The organism is Pseudomonas sp. 8BK, assembly GCF_902506475.1.
GTDB lineage: Bacteria > Pseudomonadota > Gammaproteobacteria > Pseudomonadales > Pseudomonadaceae > Aquipseudomonas > Aquipseudomonas anguilliseptica.
Genome location: NZ_LR733252.1, coordinates 3,069,076 through 3,092,026, shown reverse-complemented (window position 1 = coordinate 3,092,026; position 22,951 = coordinate 3,069,076). Strand labels below are relative to the sequence as shown.

12 protein-coding genes are annotated in these 22,951 nt (G+C 59.2%); 6 read left to right on the top strand and 6 right to left on the bottom strand.

Features of this window, described 5'->3' with window-relative positions:
- Positions 1 to 51 precede the first annotated feature (51 nt).
- The 5 genes from pepN to ACIN8IBEIGE_RS14415 all read left to right on the top strand — a co-directional run bounded on the left by pepN (position 52) and on the right by ACIN8IBEIGE_RS14415 (position 10,523).
- On the top strand, positions 52 to 2,712 hold the full coding sequence (pepN, locus tag ACIN8IBEIGE_RS14435) for an aminopeptidase N (RefSeq protein ID WP_160015272.1): 2,661 nt from the start codon (positions 52 to 54) through the stop codon (positions 2,710 to 2,712).
- 638 nt (positions 2,713 to 3,350) lie between these two features.
- On the top strand, positions 3,351 to 5,432 hold the full coding sequence (locus ACIN8IBEIGE_RS14430; RefSeq protein WP_160015271.1) for a DUF1302 domain-containing protein: 2,082 nt from the start codon (positions 3,351 to 3,353) through the stop codon (positions 5,430 to 5,432).
- A 66-nt stretch (positions 5,433 to 5,498) separates the two neighbouring features.
- Positions 5,499 to 6,869: a DUF1329 domain-containing protein gene (locus ACIN8IBEIGE_RS14425; protein ID WP_090384529.1), complete on the top strand. Its 1,371-nt coding sequence runs from the start codon at positions 5,499 to 5,501 to the stop codon at positions 6,867 to 6,869.
- 195 nt (positions 6,870 to 7,064) lie between these two features.
- A complete protein-coding gene (locus tag ACIN8IBEIGE_RS14420) occupies positions 7,065 to 8,153 on the top strand; it encodes a YCF48-related protein (protein ID WP_178124360.1) in 1,089 nt (362 codons plus the stop codon).
- 15 nt (positions 8,154 to 8,168) lie between these two features.
- Positions 8,169 to 10,523, top strand: coding sequence for an RND family transporter (locus ACIN8IBEIGE_RS14415; RefSeq protein ID WP_160015270.1), 2,355 nt, complete (start codon positions 8,169 to 8,171; stop codon positions 10,521 to 10,523).
- Between the two features lie 369 nt (positions 10,524 to 10,892).
- Here ACIN8IBEIGE_RS14415 and ACIN8IBEIGE_RS14410 read toward each other — a convergent pair whose 3' ends face one another.
- From ACIN8IBEIGE_RS14410 to ACIN8IBEIGE_RS14385, 6 genes are read right to left on the bottom strand one after another with little or no spacing between them, the layout of a single operon-like run.
- Positions 10,893 to 12,533 carry a BatD family protein gene (locus tag ACIN8IBEIGE_RS14410; protein ID WP_160015269.1) on the bottom strand — a complete coding sequence of 547 codons (1,641 nt, stop codon included), beginning with the start codon at positions 12,531 to 12,533 and terminating at the stop codon, positions 10,893 to 10,895.
- The gene (locus ACIN8IBEIGE_RS14405) at positions 12,530 to 14,293 is read right to left on the bottom strand and encodes a VWA domain-containing protein (protein ID WP_372239987.1); all 1,764 of its coding nucleotides are present in this window, start codon (positions 14,291 to 14,293) and stop codon (positions 12,530 to 12,532) included. The genes ACIN8IBEIGE_RS14410 and ACIN8IBEIGE_RS14405 overlap by 4 nt, the downstream gene beginning before the upstream one ends.
- Positions 14,290 to 15,321, bottom strand: coding sequence for a VWA domain-containing protein (locus tag ACIN8IBEIGE_RS14400; RefSeq protein ID WP_160015268.1), 1,032 nt, complete (start codon positions 15,319 to 15,321; stop codon positions 14,290 to 14,292). Before ACIN8IBEIGE_RS14400 ends, ACIN8IBEIGE_RS14405 begins: the two co-directional genes overlap by 4 nt.
- Positions 15,314 to 15,808: a DUF4381 domain-containing protein gene (locus ACIN8IBEIGE_RS14395; RefSeq protein ID WP_160015267.1), complete on the bottom strand. Its 495-nt coding sequence runs from the start codon at positions 15,806 to 15,808 to the stop codon at positions 15,314 to 15,316. The genes ACIN8IBEIGE_RS14400 and ACIN8IBEIGE_RS14395 overlap by 8 nt, the downstream gene beginning before the upstream one ends.
- The gene (locus ACIN8IBEIGE_RS14390; protein WP_160015266.1) at positions 15,805 to 16,746 is read right to left on the bottom strand and encodes a DUF58 domain-containing protein; all 942 of its coding nucleotides are present in this window, start codon (positions 16,744 to 16,746) and stop codon (positions 15,805 to 15,807) included. Before ACIN8IBEIGE_RS14390 ends, ACIN8IBEIGE_RS14395 begins: the two co-directional genes overlap by 4 nt.
- A gap of 5 nt (positions 16,747 to 16,751) precedes the next feature.
- Positions 16,752 to 17,711, bottom strand: a complete 960-nt coding sequence (locus ACIN8IBEIGE_RS14385) for a MoxR family ATPase (RefSeq protein ID WP_090252347.1) — start codon at positions 17,709 to 17,711, stop codon at positions 16,752 to 16,754.
- Between the two features lie 185 nt (positions 17,712 to 17,896).
- On the opposite strand from ACIN8IBEIGE_RS14385, the gene ACIN8IBEIGE_RS14380 reads away from it, so the two are divergent.
- Complete coding sequence (locus ACIN8IBEIGE_RS14380) at positions 17,897 to 22,738, top strand: NAD-glutamate dehydrogenase (protein WP_160015265.1); 4,842 nt, start codon at positions 17,897 to 17,899, stop codon at positions 22,736 to 22,738.
- Positions 22,739 to 22,951: the final 213 nt, after the last annotated feature.

The window sequence follows — 22,951 nt, the reverse complement described above, 5'->3', positions numbered from 1 at the left end:
ACTTATTCGCGAACCCGGCGCCCGCGCGCCGCAGACAAAGGGCCACAAGCCATGCGCACCGAACAGCCGAAGATGATCTACCTCAAGGACTACCAGGCCCCGGATTATCTGATTGATGAAACGCACCTGACCTTCGAGTTGTTCGACGACCACACCCTGGTGCATGCGCAACTGGTGATGCGCCGTAATCCGGCTGCCGGTGCCGGTCTGCCGCCGCTGGTGCTGGACGGTCAGCAGCTAGAACTGCTCAGCGTGGCGCTGGACGACCGCGAGCTGAGTGCCGGCGATTATCAGCTGAGTGACAGCCATCTGACCTTGCAGCCCACTAGCGCCAGCTTTGTGATCGACAGCAGCGTGCGCATCCACCCGGAAAGCAACACCGCGCTGGAAGGCCTGTACAAATCCAGCGGCATGTTCTGCACCCAGTGCGAGGCCGAAGGGTTTCGCAAGATCACTTATTACCTCGACCGCCCGGACGTGATGAGCAAGTTCACCACCACCCTGAGCGCGGCGCAGCATGATTACCCTGTTTTGCTGTCCAACGGGAACCCGATTGCTAGCGGCAGTGAAGAGGGTGGCCGGCACTGGGCGACCTGGGAAGACCCGTTTATGAAACCGGCTTACCTGTTCGCCTTGGTCGCAGGTGACCTCTGGTGTGTGGAAGATAGCTTCACCACTATGAGCAGCCGCGACGTGGCGCTGCGCATTTATGTCGAGCCGGAAAACATCGACAAATGCCAACACGCCATGGACAGCCTGAAGAAATCCATGAAGTGGGACGAAGAGGTGTATGGCCGTGAGTACGACCTCGACATCTTTATGATCGTCGCGGTCAACGATTTCAACATGGGGGCCATGGAAAACAAGGGCCTGAATATCTTCAACTCCAGCTGTGTGCTGGCCAAGGCCGAAACCGCCACCGACGCCGCTCATCAGCGCGTTGAAGCAGTAGTCGCCCATGAGTACTTCCACAACTGGTCGGGCAACCGCGTGACCTGCCGTGACTGGTTCCAGCTGTCGCTCAAGGAAGGCTTTACCGTATTCCGCGATGCCGAGTTCAGTGCTGATATGCACTCGCGCACGGTCAAGCGGATTGAGGATGTGGCTTATCTGCGTACCCATCAGTTCGCTGAAGATGCTGGCCCGATGGCCCATCCAGTGCGCCCGGATGCCTTTATTGAAATCTCCAACTTCTACACCCTGACGGTGTATGAGAAGGGCTCGGAAGTGGTGCGCATGATTCGCACCCTGGTCGGAGCTGACGGTTTCCGCAAAGGTAGCGACCTGTACTTCGAGCGACATGATGGTCAGGCCGTGACCTGTGATGACTTTATCCGCGCGATGGAAGAAGCCAATGGCATCGACCTGAGTCAGTTCAAGCGCTGGTACAGCCAGGCCGGCACGCCGCGCTTGGAAGTCAGTGAAAGCTACGACGCGGCGGCCAACAGTTATCGCCTGCACTTTCGCCAGAGCTGCCCGGCGACTCCTGGGCAGGCGGAGAAGCAACCCTTCGTCATTCCAGTAGAACTGGCGCTCTTGGACGCTCAGGGAGTTGAGCTGCCGCTGCAACTGGTAGGCGAAGATTCAGCGGGCGGGCTTTCGCGTGTACTGCAAGTGACCGAAGCCGAGCAGGCCTTCACCTTTGTCAATCTGGCGGAAAAGCCGCTGCCGTCCTTACTGCGTGGGTTCTCGGCACCGATCAAGCTGAGCTTCCCCTACAGTCGTGATCAGTTGATGTTCCTTATGCAGCACGACAGCGATGGCTTCAACCGCTGGGAGGCTGGGCAGCAACTCTCGGTACAGGTGCTGCAGGAGTTGATTGGCCAGCATCAGCGTGGCGAGCCCTTGGCGCTCGATCAGCGCCTGGTCGAGGCCTGTCGCACTCTGCTGGCGGATGAGTCGCTGGATCAGGCCATGGTTGCCGAAATGCTCTCGCTGCCAGGTGAGGCTTATCTGACGGAAATCAGTGAAGTGGCCGATGTCGAAGCCATCCACGCCGCCCGTGAATTTGCCCGTAAGCAACTGTCGGATGCGCTGTTTGATCTGCTGTGGCAGCGCTACCAGCGTAACCGCGAAGTTTCTCGCTCCAGTGCCTATGTGGCCGAGGCCGAGCACTTCGCCCGACGCAGCCTGCAGAACATTTCGCTGTCCTACCTGATGCTCAGCGGCAAGGCTGAAGTGCTGGCGGCTTGTTCGGAGCAGTTCGAGAATGCCGACAACATGACCGAGCGCTTGGCTGCCTTGGCGGTACTGGTTAATTCGCCGTTTGAGGCCGAGAAGGCCGTTGCTCTGGCCAGTTTCGCGGATTTCTTCAAAGACAATCCGCTGGTGATGGATCAGTGGTTCAGCGTGCAAGCCGCCTGTGCTTTGCCGGGCGCGCTGCAGCGCGTGCAACAATTGATGCAGCACCCGGCATTTACCTTGAAGAACCCCAATAAGGTCCGCGCCTTGATCGGTGCATTTGCCGGGCAAAACCTTCTGGGCTTCCATCAGGCTGATGGCAGTGGCTACCGTTTCCTGGCCGACCAGGTGATTACCCTGAATGCCCTCAACCCGCAGATCGCGTCGCGTTTGCTGGCGCCGCTGACTCGCTGGGCCAAATACGGCAGTGCTCGTCAGGCTCAGATGAAAGCGCAACTACAGCGCATTCTGGCCTCGGGTGAATTGTCCAGTGATGTCTATGAGGTGGTCAGCAAGAGCTTGGCTGGTTAATTAGTGATCGGTAACAACCGAGGGTGGCAGTGCCACCCTATATAAAAAAGCTCAATATATTTGAGTGTTTTTTGATCAGTGCATTAACTCTAAAGACCGATCCTGCCTATCTATGCGCAATGCATCGGGTTACAGGTGCTTCACACAGCCCTTTTTATCCTCACTAAAGTGTTACCTGGCTTAATCGGGTAACACTTTTTGTGTTACCCGATTAAATGTAAGCAGAGTTTGCGCAATATGAGTTGAGCTGCTTGGCTTGACCTTGGCTGATTTGTTTGAAACATCTAGGCGTACAAAAAGCAGCAGGGTGACTGATCGCGCCAGATGGTAGGACAAAATAGGAAGAATCTGTCACAGCATGAGCTTATCTGGCTTGTGGATGACCAGTCACAAAATGGCTTTTTAGTTTGATTGTGTGTTGCGCTAGATTTTTTATACGGCCGTTTGAATTGGCACTATGGTTGCAGGGAACTAAATCGATTTGACCTCGTCATGGTGCACGCCAAACAGTGAGGTGCGTGTAAGCGCGTTGGGGGCTTGCCTTCCAATCAACATTTAAGGCCGTCATCAGTACGGCCATAACGTGCCCCAGCGGTTGGGGTACAAAAAAGATGATCTGTCCACGGAGTAATGTTTCGATGGAAATTAAGTCCCGTAAGCCCGTATTGCGTTTCGCACCTGCCAAGGCAGGTTTTGCTTTTGTCGGTCTTCTTCCTTTGCTGGTAGCTGCTCATGCCCAGGCAGTGGAATTCAGCTTCGCCGACGATGAAATCAGCGGCTCCATCGATACCACCGTGTCCTATGGCCAACTCTGGCGCGTACAGGGCCAGGACAAAACCAACAACGATATCAATACCAATGATGGTAATCGTAGTTTTGATACTGGTCTGGTATCTGAAGTGTTCAAGATCACTACCGATATGGAAGTGACTTACCAGAATTACGGTGCTTTTGTGCGCGGCACGGCGTTCTATGATACCCAGATCATGGATAAACGTAATAACTACTACGACACCAGTCTGGCTTATCAACCAAGTCAGAACGTACCTAACGATGACAGTTTTACCCGCGCTACTCGACACTCTGCTGGTCGTAATGCGGAAATTCTTGACGCCTACGTGTATGGCAACTGGGATGTCATGGATATGCCGGTTACCGCTCGTGTAGGTCGTCAGGTGTTCAACTGGGGGGAAGGTCTGTTCTATCGCGGTGGGATAAACACCACCAACCCAGTAGATGCCGGTAAGTTCCGTCTGCCAGGTGCGGAAGTCAAAGAAGTGCTAGTTCCGGTGGAAGCTTTTAGCTTCAATATCGGGTTGACCGATAATCTATCCATGGAGGCCTTTTATCAGTGGAACTGGAAAGAAACTGCTGTTGATCCGGTAGGGACTTTTTTCTCTGAGACAGACCTTTTTGCTGATGGGGGAAACACGGCTTACAGTGAGCAGGCTGCTTTGGCCCCGGTTCGCGGTCTCTATCAGGGGTTGAGTGGTTTTGGCGTTGGCGGTCTGCAAGGTAATGATTATTTTACTGCTGACGGAACTATAAAGGTTGCCACTATTGGTGGTGATCTGAATGCAAAAAATGACGGCCAGTTTGGTGTCTCATTTCGTTATATCGCCGAAGAGTTAAATTCGACAGAGTTCGGTTTTTACTTTGTTAATTACCATGCGAAAGAACCAACTATTTATGCCGATATAAATAGTGCTTACGCTGGGCTTGATTTGGCAACTATCGCTGGCGCAGCAGGCGCTCAGCTTGATCCGCTTGTGCGTCAAGGTGTAGTTGCCGGCGTGCAGCAAAATGTAAATCCGGCATTTAGTGCTGCCGCGTTGAATAACATTATTGCTACTAATGCAAGTGGCGCTACCTTGGGCAATGCTGCTGTAGAAGGAGTGATTCTTCAGCAGTACCAAACGGCCTTGAGTGGGGCCACTAATACCGCAGTGGGCGGTATAGCAGCAGTGGATTTGGCTGGTCAAGTGAATGGTCGTCGTGAGTATGCCGAAGATATTAGGATGTACGGCGTTAGCTTCAATACTACGGTTGCAGATGCCTCATTGTTCGGTGAATTGTCCTACAGGCCAAATCTTCCAATTGGTCTGGCTACTACCAACGATCTTTTGGGTGACCTTCTGACTCAGGCAGTACCCCTTGTTTCGGGCGGTGTTGCCAATATTGGTGGTCAGATGGTGACCATGAACGATCAAGTTCACAACTACGAGCGCGTAGAGGCATTCAATGCTTCGCTGGGCACTATTTACAACTTTGGCCCGGCAATGACATTTGACTCTTTGTTTGGTGTCGCTGAGCTGTCATCTGAGCATGTGCGCGGCAGTGACTTGCAATACCAGTCGCGTAATGGAACTCGTTATTATGCTGGTCGTGGCAATGGTTCCTATATCTCTGGTTATGGTCGTGATGATCAAATTAACAAGAATGCGTATGGCTATACGCTTGTTGCCTCCGGTACTTGGAACGACGTATATGCGGGCGTAAACCTCTCGCCGTTCGCTGTATACAAACACGACTTTGAGGGCAATTCACACCAGACCGGTAACTTTATCGAAGGCCGTAAGGCGTATACGTTGGGTCTTCGTGCTAGCTACCTGAATAGCCTAGAAGCTGAGATCCAGTACACTGAGTTCTATGGTGCCGGCCAAAATAATGGCAGCCGCGACCGCGACAATATCGGTCTGAACGTCAAGTATTCCTTCTAAACATAACTAGAAAATATCGAGTGCCCGCGGGCACTCGGTTGCTGACTTATTTCACGGAGAATCAAGATGCTGAAAAAGCACACGCTGATCGGTGCTGCCATTGCGCTGGCACTGTCCGCTGGTAGCGCGTTTGCTGCAGTTTCGCCTGCGGAAGCGGCCAAGCTGGGCGCAAGCCTCACCCCGTTTGGTGCCGAGAAAGCCGGCAATGCGGCAGGCACCATCCCTGAGTGGACCGGTGGTATCACCCAGGCTCCGGCGGCTTACAAGACACCAGGCCAGCACCACGTAGATCCGTTTGCTGATGACAAACCGCTGTTCACCATCACCAAAGCCAACTTGGATCAGTACAAAGACAACCTGACCCCAGGTCAGATTGCGATGTTCAACACCTACCCGAACAGTTACCAGATGCCGGTCTATCAGACCCGTCGTTCCGGTTCTGCGCCGCAGTGGGTGTATGACAACACCATCAAGAACGCCAGTACGGCCAAGTTGCTTGATGGCGGTAATGGTTTCTCCGACGCTTACGGCGGCATCCCGTTCCCGATCCCGCAGAATGGTGTAGAGGCGCTGTGGAACCACATCGCACGTTACCGTGGTACCTATATTGTGCGTCGTGCTTCGGAAGTAGCCGTGCAGCGTAACGGCAGCTACTCCCTGGTGACCTCGCAGCAGGAAGCCATGTTCAAGTTCTACAACCCGAAAGGGACTGCAGCTGACCTGAACAACATCATGTTCTACTACCTGTCTTTCACCAAGAGCCCGGCGCGTCTGGCCGGTGGTGCGGTACTGGTACACGAAACTCTGGATCAGGTAAAAGAGCCACGTCAGGCTTGGGGCTATAACGCCGGTCAGCGCCGCGTACGTCGTGCGCCGAACCTGGCCTACGACACCCCGATCGCTGCCGCTGACGGCCTGCGCACTGCAGACGACACCGACATGATTAACGGTTCGCCAGATCGTTATGACTGGAAGCTGGTAGGCAAAAAGGAAATCTACATTCCTTACAACAGCTACAAAGTCACCAGCCCGGACGTCAAGTACAAGGATCTGCTGCAAGTCGGTCACTTGAACCCGGCCTTTACTCGCAACGAGCTGCACCGAGTGTGGGTAGTCGAGGGCACGCTGAAGTCGGGCTCGCGTCACATCTACTCCAAACGCACCCTGTTCCTCGACGAGGACAGCTGGCAAGCGGCAGTGGTTGATCAGTACGACGGTCGTGGCGAGCTGTGGCGCGTCTCGATTGCTTACCTGAAAAACTACTACGACCTGCCGACCACTTGGTCTGCTCTGGATACCTTCCACGATCTTCAAGCACGCCGTTACCACGTGCAGAACCTGGATAACGAAGAGCCAAGTACCATCGACTTCAGCCAGGCTGTACCGGATGACGGTTACTTCAAGCCAGCTGCGCTGCGTCGCCGCGGTACGCGTTAATCCGCGTGTAGGTTGAGCAAAAGGCCGCTACTGTTGTAGCGGCCTTTTGCTATTTGTCAGTCCAGCAGGGCAGGGTAGACGGGCGGGTTTAACAAAACATAACGTCGCGCTGATTGTCAGGCCTTTTGAAAGCTCAGTAGGATAGGTGCACTGCTATAAGGGTAGTGCTACCTATAAGAATAAGGGGGAAGGTATATGAGTGAGCCCGTCATGCGGCGCACCCAGGCCGGTCGTATTGTGGGGTTGTCCCGCGCACCGGCGCTCCGCGTCCACTCACCGATAGCCAAAGCGCTGTCGCTGTGTAGTGTGCTATCCGTGCTGATGTTTACCAGTGCACCATTGCAGGCTGCCAGCGATGACGCCAGTCATTACTCGGTCTCTTCTGCCAAAGCTCATCACAGCCTGTTATTGGATGTCGCCAGCCTGGGCAAGCGCCTGGTCACCGTGGGGGATCGTGGGCATATCCTCTATTCCGACGACAACGGCGCAAACTGGGTTCAGGCCAAGGTGCCTACCAAGCAGATGCTCACTGCCGTGTTCTTTATCGACGACAGCCATGGCTGGGCTGTTGGCCACGATGCACAGATTCTCGCCAGCACCGATGGCGGCGCTACCTGGGCCAAACAGTTTGAAGACCTTGAGCGTGAAGCGCCGCTGCTGGATGTCTGGTTCAAGGACCGCAACAACGGTTATGCCGTAGGCGCTTACGGTGCCTTGTTGGAGACCACCGATGGTGGCGCCAACTGGGAAGATGTCAGCGACCGAATGGACAACGAAGACGCCTACCACCTCAACGCGATTGTCGAAGTCAAAGACTCCGGCCTGTTTATTGTGGGTGAGCAGGGCGCGATGTTCCGTTCTCCGGATTGGGGGCAGACCTGGGAAACCCTGGAAGGCCCTTACGAGGGTTCGCTATTCGGTGCTTTAGGCACTGATGAGGCCGGTGCACTGTTGGTTTATGGCCTGCGTGGGCATCTGTTCCGTTCGGCAGACTTCGGTACGACCTGGCAGGCGATCAGCCTGAACACGGCCAACAATGGTCCTCTGGAGTTTGGTCTGGCTGACGGTAATCGTCTGGCTGATGGCTCCATCGTGGTGGTTGGGCATGGCGGTACCGTACTCAAGAGCACCGACAACGGCCGCAATTTCAGTGTGACCAATCGTGCCGACCGGCTTTCGCTGGCAGGCGTTGCAGCAATGGAAAACGGCAATCTGATTCTGGTAGGGCAGGGTGGCGTTCATGCTGCTGCGCCTACTGGCGCCGATCTGGGCCAACAACAATAAGCCGGGAGCCTTTGCATGAGTAAGCATCAACAACAACCTGCCTCCTTCCTGGAGCGGTTGATCTTCAACAATCGCCCGGCCGTGATTCTGCTGTGCCTGTTGATCAGTCTGTTTCTGTTCTTCCAGGCGGCGCAGGTGCGTCCGCAGACCAGCTTCGAGAAGATGATTCCGCTGGGGCACCCCTATATTCAGAAGATGCTCGAGCACCGCAATGACCTGGCGAACCTGGGCAACACCGTGCGCATCTCGGTGGAAGCGGTAGATGGCGATATCTTCAGCAAGGAATACATGGAGACGCTGCGTCAGATCAACGACGAAGCCTTCTATATTCCGGGTGTCGATCGTTCCGGCCTGAAGTCGCTGTGGAGCCCAAGCGTACGCTGGACCGAAGTGACTGAAGAAGGTTTTGCCGGCGGTGAAGTGATTCCGCAAACCTACGACGGTTCTGCGGAAAGCCTCGAAGAGTTGCGCAGCAACATCCTCAAGTCCGGACAGATTGGCCGTCTGGTGGCCAACAACTTCAAGTCGAGCATCGTCGACTTGCCGTTGCTGGAGACCTATGCCGACCCGAACGATCAGAGCAAGCAGATCCCGCTGGATTACCAGAAGTTCTCCCACGAGCTGGAAGAGAAGATCCGCGAGAAGTACCAGGCACAGAACCCCAACGTCAAAATCCACATCATTGGTTTCGCCAAGAAAGTCGGCGATCTGATTGATGGCCTGATTGGCGTGGCGTTGTTCTTTGCCGTGGCAATTGGCATCACCTTTGTTCTGCTGCTGTGGTTCACCCATTGCTTCAAGAGCACCTTGGCGGTGGTTCTGACCACACTGATTGCGGTGGTCTGGCAGCTGGGTTTGCTGCATACCCTGGGCTTCGGGCTTGATCCGTATTCGATGCTGGTGCCGTTCCTAGTCTTTGCCATCGGTATTTCCCATGGCGTGCAGAAGATCAACGGTATTGCCATGGCCTCGGGCGAGGCGACTGACTCGCTGTCCGCTGCACGTATGGCTTTCCGTCAGCTGTTTATCCCGGGGCTGGTGGCGCTGCTGTCGGATGCGGTGGGTTTTATCACCCTGCTGCTGATCGATATTGGCGTGATCCGTGAGCTGGCCATCGGTGCATCCATGGGTGTGGCGGTGATCATTCTGACCAACCTGATTCTGCTGCCGGTGATGATTTCCTATGTCGGCATCAGCAAGAAGGCGGTGACCATCAGCCGTGAAGAGGCCTGCAAGGAACACCCTTTCTGGCGCTTTCTGTCCAAGTGTGCGCACCCGATGGTGGCGCCGATTTCCGTGGTTGTGGCAATCGTGGCACTGGCAGGCGGTGTGTGGTACGGGCAGAACCTGAAGATCGGTGACCTCGATCAGGGCGCGCCTGAGCTGCACCCGGATTCGCGCTACAACCTGGACAACGATTTCGTTATCCGCAACTACTCCACCAGCTCCGATGTTCTGGTGATCATGGTCAAGACGGCAGCTGAAGGCTGTTCGACTTATCCGACGCTGTCGGCCATGGATGAGTTGATGTGGAAGATGGAGAACACCGAAGGCGTGCAGTCGGCCATTTCCATGGTCACCGTGTCGCGTCAGGTGATCAAGGGCATGAACGAGGGCAACCTGAAATGGGAAACCCTGTCGCGTAACCAGGACGTGCTGAACAACTCCATTGCCCGGGCTGACGGTCTGTACAACGGTGATTGCTCGGTGGCACCGGTGTTGGTATTCCTCACCGACCACAAGGCGGAAACCTTGAGCCGCGTGGTTGATGTCGCCGAAGACTTTGCCAAGCAGAACAACAAAGACGGCCTGGAGTTCATCCTGGCAGCGGGTAACGCCGGGATCGAAGCGGCCACCAATGAGGTGATCGCAGCGTCCGAAACTACGATGCTGATTGCGGTGTATGCGGCCGTGAGCATCATGTGTCTGCTGACCTTCCGTTCGCTGGCGGCGACTCTTTGCGTGATCCTGCCGCTGGTGCTGACCTCGGTACTGGGTAACGCGCTGATGGCCTATATGGGCATCGGTGTGAAGGTTGCCACTCTGCCGGTAATTGCCCTGGGTGTGGGTATTGGTGTCGACTACGGCATCTATATCTACAGTCGTCTGGAGACCTACCTGCGTCAGGGGCTGTCGCTGCAGGATGCCTACTACGAGACCCTCAAGTCGACCGGTAAGGCCGTGTTGTTCACCGGTGTCTGCCTGGCGATCGGTGTAGCGACCTGGATCTTCTCGGCGATCAAGTTCCAGGCCGACATGGGTCTGATGCTGACCTTTATGTTCCTCTGGAACATGATCGGCGCGATCTGGCTGCTGCCTGCTCTGGCCCGCTTCCTGATCAACCCGGAGAAGCTGCGCAACAAGGGCTAAGCCTGACACGCAGTCGCAATACTGAAAAACCGCGGCCCTTGGGCCGCGGTTTTTTATTGTCTATGCATTAGCTCGAATGCTGAGCTGGCGTTGGCTGCCCGTGAATCCCGCCGCCCCTGGTTTCTCGTCGGATGTTAAACGAGCGCTTCACGAATTTAATCTGGGCTAGGCAAGGGTTGTAGGAGAGTGGGCTGCCCGCGAATTACGCAAGACTCGAGTCGCTCTGCGAACACGATCACTCGTGCGTGGCAGATGAACTAAGCCGATAACCACTGGGGTTGGGTGGCGGGGCAGTTGCGCTGTTGTGCTGCAACCCTTGCGTCTGCCACTACGCCACTCCTGCTGAAGTTGACGGGCCGGTGCGGGCAGCTAGCGCGGATACAGTGGCGGCAGGGCACTGGTATCCGGGTTGCTGGTGCTCTCAAGATCCTCTACGGCAGGCAGGCTGCGAATCGCCAGCCACAGATTGCGGCCCTGCCAGTGCTGGCCGCTCTCGCTGTAGAGCGCACCATTCAGGCCATCGAGGGCGTCGGACAGCGGGGTAAAGCGCGCGGCCATATCGGCGAGAGTTTCCGGCTGCTGGCGGGCCCAGGCGTCCAGCGCGTGACGAGTAGCTTGCGAGTCGTTGGCCATACAGCTGCGTTTCAGGTCATCAAGCAGGTTACGTTGGCTGGGGCCTGCCTGCTGGCTAGGTGATACCGGAGGCTGACGTCGCGCGCGCCACCACAGGGTAAAACCGAGCAAGGTGGTCAGGCTCAGCAGCGTGGTGCTGAGTTGCCAGGGCCAGAGTTGTACGTTGTCCACCTCATTGACTGCAGGGCGGGCTGCCTCAATCGGCAGGGTTTCCAGATTCGGGTTGGCGGCCACCTGCAGGTTACGGGCCGGCAAGCTGCTGCGTTCGAGTTGATCGGTCGTTGTGTTCCACCACAGTACTTCGATCGCCGGTAAGGCAATCATGCCCTCGCGACTGGCCACCAGTGCTTCGCGTTCTTCACGGCTGGCCACCAGCCCGTTATCGCTGGCCTGGTTGGCCAGTTGCGGTTGATCGGGGTAACGGCGCAGGCCGGCAATCTGGGTGGCCGGCAAGGGCGGCAGTTGTGCACTGGCCAGGCCTTCGACCTTGAGCAGCAGGCTGCGGGTCAGCGAGTCACCGACGCGGGCGGTTTCCGGCTGCGGGCTCCAGACTTCACTCAGGCTGAGGGCGCGCGCTGGCAGCCAGGGGGCGTCTACGGGGTAGCTGGCAGGCTTGGCCTTTACCGTCAGCGGAATTTCCGGCGAGCGGACTCGCACCACCTTGCCCGGACGCGGACCGAACGGGTTGTAGGCATTGCTGGCGGAGCGATCAACCGCCGTGGCGGTAAAGGCCTGCGAGGGGATCAACAGCTCGCCACTTTCCTGGGGGAAGATCGCGTAACGCAGCTCAATCACGCCATGGCGCACGCCGTTGATGTCTTTCTCATAAGTGCGTGGCTTGCCCAGGGCTTCAACGCGCGCCAGGGGCATATCCAGTTGGGTCAGGCTGCTGTCGTCGTAAAGTGAAACGGAGTGGTAGATGCGCAGTGTCAGCACGGTTTGCGCCTGCACGTAGACGCTTTCCTGGTCCAGACTGGCGTCGATAAACACCGGCGCCAAGCGGCTGTCATCGGCACTGGCGGCCTGTTGTACGTGCAGGGTAATCGGTTCGCTTTGCAGTTGGCCGAGGTTCAGCGGCGGTATCACCACATAGCCACTGTGCTTGGGCTGCAGGGTAACGATCCAGCGCGTGCTGGCCTGGGCGCCATTGCTGCCGCTGGTCAGGCGGTTGACCTGGCGGGTACCGAGCACCTCAAACAGTTCGTTGAGCGGCTGCAGATCGGGCTTGCCGAACAGTGTGGCGTCATTCGATTCCAGAGTCAGCTCAACGCTCTCACCGGCATCCAGGCGGGTGCGGTCGACGCTGGCGGTCAGGCTTTGCGCGCTGACATTCAGAGCCAGCAGGCCAAGCAGAAGGGTACAGAGCAGTCGGCTCATTGCAGTTGTTCCTGGCGCTGTTGTTCCAGCCTGAATTTACGCCGCAGCAGCTCGCCCGGATCATCGGGAATCTGCCGCAGCCATTGTTCCAATGCCTGACGCCGCTCGCCGTCGAGGGCCGGTTCGGCACTGGCGATCTGTTCTTCGCCGCTGTTGCTGTCGTCTTCTTCCGGAGTTTTGGGCGGTGTATCCGCGTCTTCTTCGGCACCAGGTTGTGCGGGTTTCTCACTCTCAGTCTTGTCTTCAGACTCTGGCGGTTTGGCCGGCGATTGCTCGGCCTGCTGCTGGGCGTCTGGATCGGACTGGCCGGCTTGCGGCTGGTTGCTGGGCTGATTCTGCCGCTCGTTGGATTCTTGTGAGTTGTCGCTTTGATTCTGCTGTTGTTGCTGGTTCTGGCGGAGCAGTTCTTCGACCAGGGCTTTGTTCTTTTGCGCCTGGGCCAAGTCGGGTTGCAGTTCCAGTGCCTGGGTGTAGGCGTCCACGGCGGCTTCCAGTTCATTGCTGCGTGCCAGGGCGTTGCCACGGTTGTAGTGGTCGCTGGCGCTTTCGCCATTGGCAAAGCGTTCGGCGGCCGCGGCGTAATCGCCGGCCTGGTAGAGCGCCTGGCCTTGCCAGCGCGGATCCTTGAACCGCTGCGCGGCTTCCGCCGGTTGTTGCGCCTCCAGCAGGCGCTGCCCTTGCTGATCGGCACGCAGCCAGAGGTCATCGAAACTGAAGGCGTAGCTGTTTTGCGGCAGGCTCAGCAGTAACAGTGGTAAGCACAGCAGCCAGCCGCGGCGGGCGGCGCAGGCGGCCAGTAACAACAGCGGCAGAAGCAGCCAGTGGCTCTGATCTGCCCAGGCTTGCAGCTGGGTCAGCTCGCCGTCACGACGCAGCTGTTGCGGCGCATCGAGCAGGCCCAGGTTGCGCAGGTCGCGTTCGTCCAGCGTCACCCCCTGATACTGACCACCTAGTTCATTGGCAAAACGTTTGAGGCCGTTGCTGTCCAGGCGCGGCAGCAGGATGGTGCCCTGGGCGTCCTTGAGAAATGAGCCATCCTCCTGAATGATCGGCGCGCCCTGGGTGCTGCCAATACCGAGAATGCGCAGGCGCTCGCCACGGCGGCCGAGGGTCTGGGTGATTGCCTGGCGTTGGGTTTCATCGAGGCTGCTGGTCAGCAGCAGGAGGCGGCCATTGCCCTGGGCGCCCTGTTCGAGCAGTTGCAGGGCCTTGGCTACGGCCAGGTCGGCGCGCTTGCCAGGCTCGGGCATGATCTCTGGGCTCAACACATCGAGCAGGTTGCGGCTGGTGGCGAGGTCGTCGGACAGCGGCACCAGGGTATGTGCGCTGCCGGCATACACGACGATAGCGGTTTGCGCATCCTGGCGTGCCTCCAGCAGGTCGAGCAGCTTGCGCTTGGCCTGGGCTAGGCGATTGGGCGAGGCATCGCTGGCGAGCATCTCAGGGGTCAGTTCGAGGAGTACCACCAGCGGGTCGGCTGGCTTGGGGTTCTGCTGCTCGATGCGCTGCCAGCTGGGGCCGAGCAGTGCCAACAGGGCCAGTAACCAGGCTAGGCCGAGGGCGAGCCAGGGCAGGCGACTGTTGCGCCCGCCTGTGGCGGTCAGCAGCGCGGTCTGGAACGCGGCCGGCAGCAACGCTTGCCAGCGGCCACTGCGTTTCTCCCGGTGCCAGAGCTGCCAGAGCAGAAAACCCAGCAGCGGTATCAGCAACAGCCAGAAGGGTCGCTGCCAGTGCGGCCAGAGGCTGGTCAATTCGTTCATGACTGTTTCCCCCGCAGCCGTGTCAGTTGATTGCGCCAGCGTTGTTGCAGGCTCGGCCAGAGTGTCTGGCTGACCAGCAGCAGGCTGAGCAGTAAGGCCAGGCCCAGTGGCCAGGGATAGAGTGGCAAGGTTGGCCGCGCCAGAGTCGGCTTCTGCGCCACCGGTTCGAGGCGGTCGAGGGTGGCCTCGATGGCTTGCAACTCTTCGCTGTCGCGGGCGCGGAAGTATTCACCGCCGGTGGCCTCGGCAATCGCACGCAGGCTCGGCTCGTCCAGATCGATGCCCGGGTTAAAGCCAAGCATGCCGAGCACGCCACCTTGCTCAGGGTCGGCACCGATGCCGATCGGGTAAATGGTGATGCCTTCCTCGGCGGCTAGGCGTGCGGCGGTCATGGGATCGATTTCACCGGCGTTGTTGGCACCATCGGTGACCAGTACCAGCACGCGGCTCTGCGCCGGGCGCTCGCGCAGGCGTTTGACCGCCAGGCCAATGGCGTCGCCGATGGCGGTCTGCGGCCCGGCGATATTTTTCTGTGCCTCATCCAGCCAGGTGTGCACGGTCTGTCGGTCGAAGGTCAGTGGCGACTGCAGGTAGGCGCGGCTGCCGAACAGGATCAGGCCGACCCGGTCACCCTGACGGCCGTCGATAAAGTCGCCGAGCAGGTGCTTGACCAGGCTCAGGCGACTGACTTCCTGGTCTTCCCAGAGCATGTCGGAGTAGTCCATGGAACCGGACACATCTACCGCCAGCAGCAGGTCGCGACCGCTGGCCGGCAACGGTAGCGGTTCACCCAGCCATTGCGGGCGCGCGCTGGCGAGTAGCAGTAACAGCCAGATCAGTGCAAGCGGCGCCTGTTGCCGCAAGGCCGGCAGTCGTACGCGGGCGCGGCGTCCGCTCAAGCCTTCGAGCTCCGCCAGAAAGCTGATTTTCAGCGCCGCCTCGCCGCTGTCCGCTGGCGGCAGCCAGGCGCGCAGCAGCCAGGGTAGGGGAGCGATCAGGAAGACCCAGGGCCAGGCAAACTCAAACATGTTTGCGAATCCAGATCGACACCGCCTGGTTGAGGCCGGCGATGGCCTTGTCATCCAGGCTGCAGTGCGGGCGATAGGCACCCTCCACCAGGATCATCCAGCGGGTCAGGCCGGCTGCTGGGCAACGGCTGTCGAGAAAGGCCAGCCAAGCGCGGCTGCTCAGAATATGGCTGTTACTTTGTGGGTAACGCTCGCGGCACAGACGTTTGAGAATAGCGTTGAGTTGCTGCAGCCAGGGGCCGGCATCGACGCCGTCATAAGGTTTGCTCAGACGTTCGAGTTCGTTCAGCGCGGCCTGGCGCAATGGGTCGAGCGGCGCTTCGGTCGACTGCCCAGCCGCTTTACGCGGCAGGCGTTTAAGCAGCTTGAAAGCAGCCCACAGCAGCACGGGCAGCAGCAGGGCGAATAGCCACCAGCCTGGTGCCGGCGGCCACCAGCTGATCGGCGCAGGAGCGATTAGGGGTTCGAGCTGGTCCAGCGGGTTCACAGGCTTTTCCTTGGCCGCTGAGCATTCAGGTGTTCACGCAACTGCTCGATCATCTCGCTCTGGGTATTCAGGGCCAGCAGCGGTACGCCGAGCTTCTGCGCCAGGCGTTGCCAGCGCGCCTGGCGGGCATCGGCCAGGCCGCGGTAGGCCTGGCGCAGTTCGGCGTCCTGGGTGTCCAGCTCCAGTTGCGCGCCGTGCTCGGTGAAACGCAGCAAGCCGGCATTGGGCAGGGCGTGGTCGAGTGGGTCGGACAGCGGCAGGAGCAACAAGTCGGTGTGCCGTGCGAGCAGCAGCAACTGCTGCTCGCTGCTGTCGTTCAAGGTGCGTTCATCACACAGAATCACCACCAGGCTGCCGGGGCGCAGTACCTCACGGGCGCGACGCAGGGCCAGGCCGAAGCTGTCGCGGCCGCCCTGGCTGTCGTTGCTCAGCACCTGGTTGGCTTTGGCCAGACGGCTGAGCAGTTGCAGCAGGCTCTGCTTGCTACGCCGGGGTTTGATTTCGTGGTGTTCCAAATCACCAAATACCAGGCCGCCAATGCGGTCGTTGTGACCCAGGGCGGCCCAGCCGATCAGGCTGGCGGCCTGGGCGGCAAGCACCGATTTGAACATCAGCCCGGAGCCGAAGAACAGCCGTTTGCTCTGCTCGACCATGATGTAGATCGGCCGCTCGCGCTCTTCATGGAACAGCTTGGTGTGCGGTTCTTGAGTACGTGCGGTCACTCGCCAATCGATGGTGCGCACGTCGTCACCGGGCTGATACACGCGCACCTGGTCGAAGTCCACGCCGCGCCCACGCAGCTTGGAGTGGTGCAGGCCAATCAGCGGGCTGCGCCGCGCCGGGGTGGAAAACAGCTGCACCTCACGCACACGATGGCGCATCTCGATCAGTTCACCGAGGCTGACGCGAATGCCGGGCTGCGTGGGTTGGTCGTGCATGGTGGTTAGGCGACCGCCACGACGTCGAGAATGCGCTGCACCACGCGGTCCTGGTCGATGCCGGCGGCTTCTGCCTCGAACGACAGAATGATGCGGTGGCGCAGCACGTCGAACAGCACCGCCTGGATATCTTCCGGGCTGACGAAATCCCGCCCGGCCAGCCAGGCGTGGGCCCGTGCGCAGCGGTCCAGGGCAATCGAGCCGCGTGGGCTGGCACCATAAGCAATCCACTCGGCCAGTTCCGGGTCGAACTTGGCCGGGGTGCGCGAGGCCATCACCAGTTGCACCAAATATTCTTCCACCGCATCGGCCATATACAGGCCGAGGATTTCCTGGCGAGCGGCAAAGATCGCCTGCTGGCTAACCAGCTGCTCGGGCTTGGTTTCGCCATTCAGCGCTTCACCACGGGCCTGGGCGAGGATCTTGCGTTCCACGCTGGCGTCGGGGAAACCGATTTTCACGTGCATCAGAAAACGGTCGAGCTGGGCCTCGGGCAGTGGGTAGGTGCCTTCCTGCTCGATCGGGTTCTGCGTGGCCATCACCAGAAACAGTGGCGACAGGTGATAGGTGCTGCGGCCCACGCTGACCTGGCGCTCGGCCATGGCTTCGAGCAGCGCCGATTGCACCTTGGCCGGAGCACGGTTGATCTCATCGGCCAGCACCAGATTGTGGAAGATCGGTCCCTGCTGGAATACGAAGCTGCCTGTTTCCGGACGATAGATTTCGGTGCCGGTGATATCCGCCGGAAGCAGGTCAGGGGTGAACTGAATGCGGTGGAACTCGGCCTCGATACCTTCGGCCAGCTCCTTGATCGCCTTGGTCTTGGCCAGGCCGGGAGCGCCTTCGACCAGCATGTGGCCATCAGCGAGCAAGGCAATCAGCAGCCTTTCGATGAGTTTTTCCTGGCCGAGGATCTGACTTGAAAGAAAATGTCGCAGCGCGACAAGCGCTTCACGGTGTTCCATCGTTAAGCTCATCCGGCAAATGTGACCAGCGAGTCTTGAATCTCGCCAGAGTTAAGTGGCAGCCACTTTAATGCAATCGCTGCCTCCTAGACTAACGTTGAACAACAAGGTTGTGGTGAAGGTCATTACTCGCGACTGCCTTGATCGAGTCCCCTGACGAATAACAAGCCAAACGGAGCAAACCCATGGCGTTCTTTACGGCGGCCAGCAAAGCCGATTTTCAGCACCACCTGCAAACGGCGCTGGCGCAGCACGTCAGTGAACAGGCTCTGCCACAAGTAGCCCTGTTCGCCGAGCAATTCTTCGGCATCATCGCCCTCGAGGAGCTGACCCAGCGTCGCCTCTCTGACCTGGTCGGCTGCACCTTGTCGTCCTGGCGGGTGCTGGAGCGTTTTGAACCGGCCAAGCCCGAAGTGCGGGTATTCAACCCCGATTATGAAAAACATGGCTGGCAGTCCACCCACACTGCCGTAGAAATTCTGCACAGCGACATTCCGTTCCTGGTCGATTCGGTGCGCATGGAGCTCAACCGTCGCGGCTACAGCATCCACACCCTGCAGAACAGCGTGTTCAGCGTGCGCCGCAACAAGAGCGGCGAGCTGCAGGAAATCCTGCCCAAGGGCGCCCAGGGCAAGGATGTGCAGCAGGAAGCTCTGATGTTCCTGGAGATCGACCGCTGCGCCAACATCGGCGAGTTGAAGACCCTGGAAAAAGACCTGCACGAAGTATTCAGCGATGTACGCCTGAGCGTCGCCGACTTCCAGCCGATGAAAGCCAAGGCCAAGGAACTGCTGGCCTGGCTGGATAAGGCCAAGCTCAAGGTCGAAGGCGCCGAACTGGAAGAGATCAAGGTATTCATGAACTGGTTGCTCGACGACCACTTCACCTTCCTCGGCTATGAAGAATTCACCGTTGCCGACAGCGCCGGCGGCGGCAGCATGGTCTACGACGAAAAGTCCCTGCTGGGCATGTCCAAGCGTCTGCGCACTGGCCTCAAGGCTGATGAACTGCATATCGAGTCTGAAGCCGTCGCCTACCTGCGCGAGCCGCAGCTGCTGTCCTTCGCCAAGGCCGCGGTACCCAGCCGCGTGCACCGTCCGGCGTACCCGGACCTGGTGTCGATCCGCGAACTGGACGCCAAGGGCAAGGTGGTCAAGGAATGCCGCTTTATGGGGCTGTACACTTCGGCGGTGTACGCCGAGAGCGTGTGGAACATTCCGTATATCCGCCGCAAAGTAGCGGTGATCAAGCAGCGTTCCGGTTTCGACAGCAGCGCGCACCTGGGCAAGGAGCTGGCTCAAGTCCTGGAAGTGCTGCCGCGTGACGACCTGTTCCAGACTCCGGTGGATGAGCTGTTCAACACCACCATGGCGATCGTGCAGATTCAGGAGCGCAACAAGATTCGCGTATTCCTGCGCCGCGATCCTTATGGCCGCTTCTGCTACTGCCTGGCCTATGTGCCGCGCGATGTGTACTCCACCGAAACCCGCATGAAGATCCAGCAGGTGCTGATGGAGCGTCTGCAGGCTACCGATTGCGAATTCTGGACCTTCTTCTCCGAATCGGTGCTGGCGCGGGTGCAGTTCATCCTCAAGGTCGACCCGAAGAACCGCGTGCAGATCGACCCGCTGCGCCTGGAAAAAGAAGTGATCCAGGCCTGCCGTTCGTGGAAGGACGATTACACCAGCCTGATCGTCGAAAGCCTTGGCGAAGCCCAGGGCACCGAAGTGCTCAGCGAATTCCCCGGCGGCTTCCCGGCCGGCTACCGCGAGCGTTTCGCCCCGCACTCGGCGGTGGTGGACATGCAGCACCTGCTCAGCCTGAACAGCGAGCGCCAGCTGGTGATGAGCTTCTACCAGCCGCTGACCCAGGGCGAGCAGCAGCTGCACTGCAAGCTGTACCACGCCGACACGCCGCTGCCGTTGTCGGACGTGCTGCCGATTCTGGAAAACCTCGGTCTGCGCGTGCTCGGTGAGTTCCCTTACAAGCTGCGCCGTGCCGATGGCCGCGAGTTCTGGATTCACGACTTCGCCTTTACCTATGCCGAAGGCCTGGATGTCGACATTCAGCAGCTCAACGACACCCTGCAGGGCGCTTTCGTCAATATCGTCGGTGGCGCGGCGGAGAATGACGGCTTCAACCGTCTGGTGTTGATGGCCGCCATGCCGTGGCGTGACGTGGCGCTGCTGCGTGCCTACGCCCGTTACCTCAAGCAGATTCGCCTGGGTTTCGACCTCAGCTATATCGCCAGCACCCTGGTCAACCACGCCGATATCGCCAAAGAACTGGTGCGCCTGTTCAAGACGCGCTTCTACCTGGCGCGCAAACTTACCGTTGATGATCTGGAAGACAAGCAGCAGAAGCTTGAGCAGGCGATTCTCGCCGCGCTGGACAACGTTGCGGTGCTCAACGAAGACCGCATCCTGCGCCGCTACCTGGACTTGATCAAAGCCACCCTGCGCACCAACTTCTACCAGACCGATGCCAGCGGTGCGCCGAAGAGCTACTTCAGCTTCAAGCTCAACCCGCGGGCGATTCCGGATATTCCTCGACCGACGCCGAAGTTCGAAATCTTCGTCTACTCGCCGCGTGTTGAAGGCGTGCACCTGCGCTTTGGTGACGTAGCCCGTGGTGGTCTGCGCTGGTCGGACCGCGAGGAAGACTTCCGCACCGAGGTGCTGGGCCTGGTCAAGGCGCAGCAGGTGAAGAACGCGGTCATCGTGCCGATGGGCGCCAAGGGCGGCTTTATTCCACGGCGATTGCCGGTCGGCGGCACCCGTGATGATGTGCTGGCCGAGGGTATTGCCTGCTACCGCATATTTATCAGCGGCCTGCTGGATATCACCGACAACCTGAAAGACGGCGCCGTGGTGCCCCCGCAGAACGTGGTGCGTCACGATGGCGACGATCCGTATCTGGTGGTGGCGGCCGACAAAGGCACCGCGACCTTCTCCGATATCGCCAACGGCATTGCTGCCGAATACGGCTTCTGGCTGGACGATGCCTTCGCCTCGGGCGGCTCTGCCGGTTATGACCACAAAGGCATGGGCATCACCGCCAAGGGCGGCTGGGTTTCGGTGCAGCGCCACTTCCGTGAACGTGGCATCGACGTGCAGAAGGACAACGTCACCGTAATCGGCATCGGCGATATGGCCGGCGACGTATTCGGTAACGGTCTGCTGCTCTCGGAAAGCCTGCAGCTGGTCGCGGCCTTCAACCACATGCACATCTTTATCGACCCCAACCCGGATGCGGCGAAGAGCTTTGTTGAGCGTCAGCGCCTGTTCGATCTGCCGCGCTCCAGCTGGGCCGATTACGATGCCAAGCTGATTTCCGCCGGCGGCGGGATCTTCCTGCGCAGTGCCAAGAGCATCGCCATCAGCCCGCAGATGAAAGAGCGCTTCGATATCAGCGCTGACAAGCTGGCGCCTAACGAACTGCTGAACGCCTTGCTCAAGGCTCCGGTGGATCTGTTGTGGAACGGCGGCATCGGCACCTACGTGAAATCCAGCAAGGAAAGCCACGCCGACGTTGGCGACAAGGCCAACGACCTGCTGCGCGTGGACGGTCGCGAACTGCGTGCCAAGGTAGTGGGTGAGGGCGGTAACCTCGGCATGACCCAGCTGGGTCGCGTCGAGTACGGCCTCAATGGCGGCAAGAGCAACACCGACTTTATCGACAACGCCGGTGGTGTGGACTGCTCCGACCATGAGGTCAACATCAAGATTCTGCTCGGCGAAATCGTCGGCGCTGGCGACATGACCGGTAAGCAGCGCAACAAGCTGCTGGTGGAAATGACCGATGCGGTGGGTGGCCTGGTGCTGGGCAACAACTACAAGCAGACCCAGGCACTGTCACTGGCCGAGCGCCGTGCGCGTGAGCGGGTCGGTGAGTACAAACGTCTGATGAGTGCTCTGGAAACCGCCGGCAAGCTGGACCGCGCCCTGGAGTTCCTGCCCACCGACGACGAGCTCAATGAGCGCGCCGCCAACGGTCTGGGCCTGACTCGTCCGGAGCTGTCGGTGCTGATCTCCTACAGCAAGATCGATCTCAAGGAATCGCTGCTGAAATCCCTGGTGCCGGATGACGAATACCTGGCGCGGGAAATGGAAACCGCCTTCCCGCCGTTGCTGGCGAAGAAGTTCGGGGAGCCGATGCGTCGCCATCGCCTCAAGCGCGAAATCGTCAGCACGCAGATCGCCAACGATCTGGTCAACCATATGGGCATCACCTTCGTGCAGCGTCTGAAGGAGTCCACCGGCATGAGCGCGGCGAATGTTGCCGGCGCCTATGTGATCGTGCGTGATCTGTTCCGTCTGCCGCACTGGTGGCAGCAGATCGAGGCGCTGGACTACAAGGTGCCTGCCGAACTGCAACTGCAGTTGATGGACGAGCTGATGCGTCTGGGCCGTCGCGCTACCCGTTGGTTCCTGCGCAGCCGCCGCAACGAGCAGGACGCGGCCCGCGATGTGGCGCATTTCGCGCCGCGTATCGAGGCACTGGTTGGCCGACTCGACGAACTGCTCGAAGGCCCGGCCCGTGAACAGTGGCTGGCGCGCTTCCAGGGGTATGTCGAAGCCGGCGTGCCGGAAGAGCTGGCGCGTGTGGTCGCCGGCACCAGCCATCTGTACACCCTGTTGCCGATCATCGAAGCGTCGGACGTGACCGGACAGGAACCGGATCGCGTAGCAGCGGCGTACTTTGCCATCGGCGGGTCGCTGGAGCTGTCCTGGTACCTGCAGCAGATCACCAGCTTGCCGGTGGAAAACAACTGGCAAGCACTGGCCCGTGAAGCCTTCCGCGATGACCTGGACTGGCAGCAACGCGCCATCACCGTGTCGGTACTGCAAATGGCCGAAGGCCCTGCAGATATCGAAGAGCGGGTCGGCGTGTGGCTGGATCAGCACCGCCGTTTGGTAGATCGCTGGAAGGTCATGCTCGGCGAGCTGCGTGCGGCCACCAACACCGATTACGCCATGTATGCTGTGGCTAACCGCGAGTTGATGGATCTGGCGCAAAGCGCCTGATAGGAGTAGCGCAGGCCTGGCCTGCGCTGTTGCTGCCCCAATAAAAAGCCCCACCAAGTGCGGGGCTTTTTATTGGGGCAGATCTGGTGTCGGTGACATTACGTTTGTTCTAGATCTCGCGAGCTAGAGTCCTGTAAGGCGCTACGTTAGTAACAGCCTCCGGCTGGTCAAAACAGACGAGAAACGCAGTGAAGCGAAGTAACAGCCGCAGGC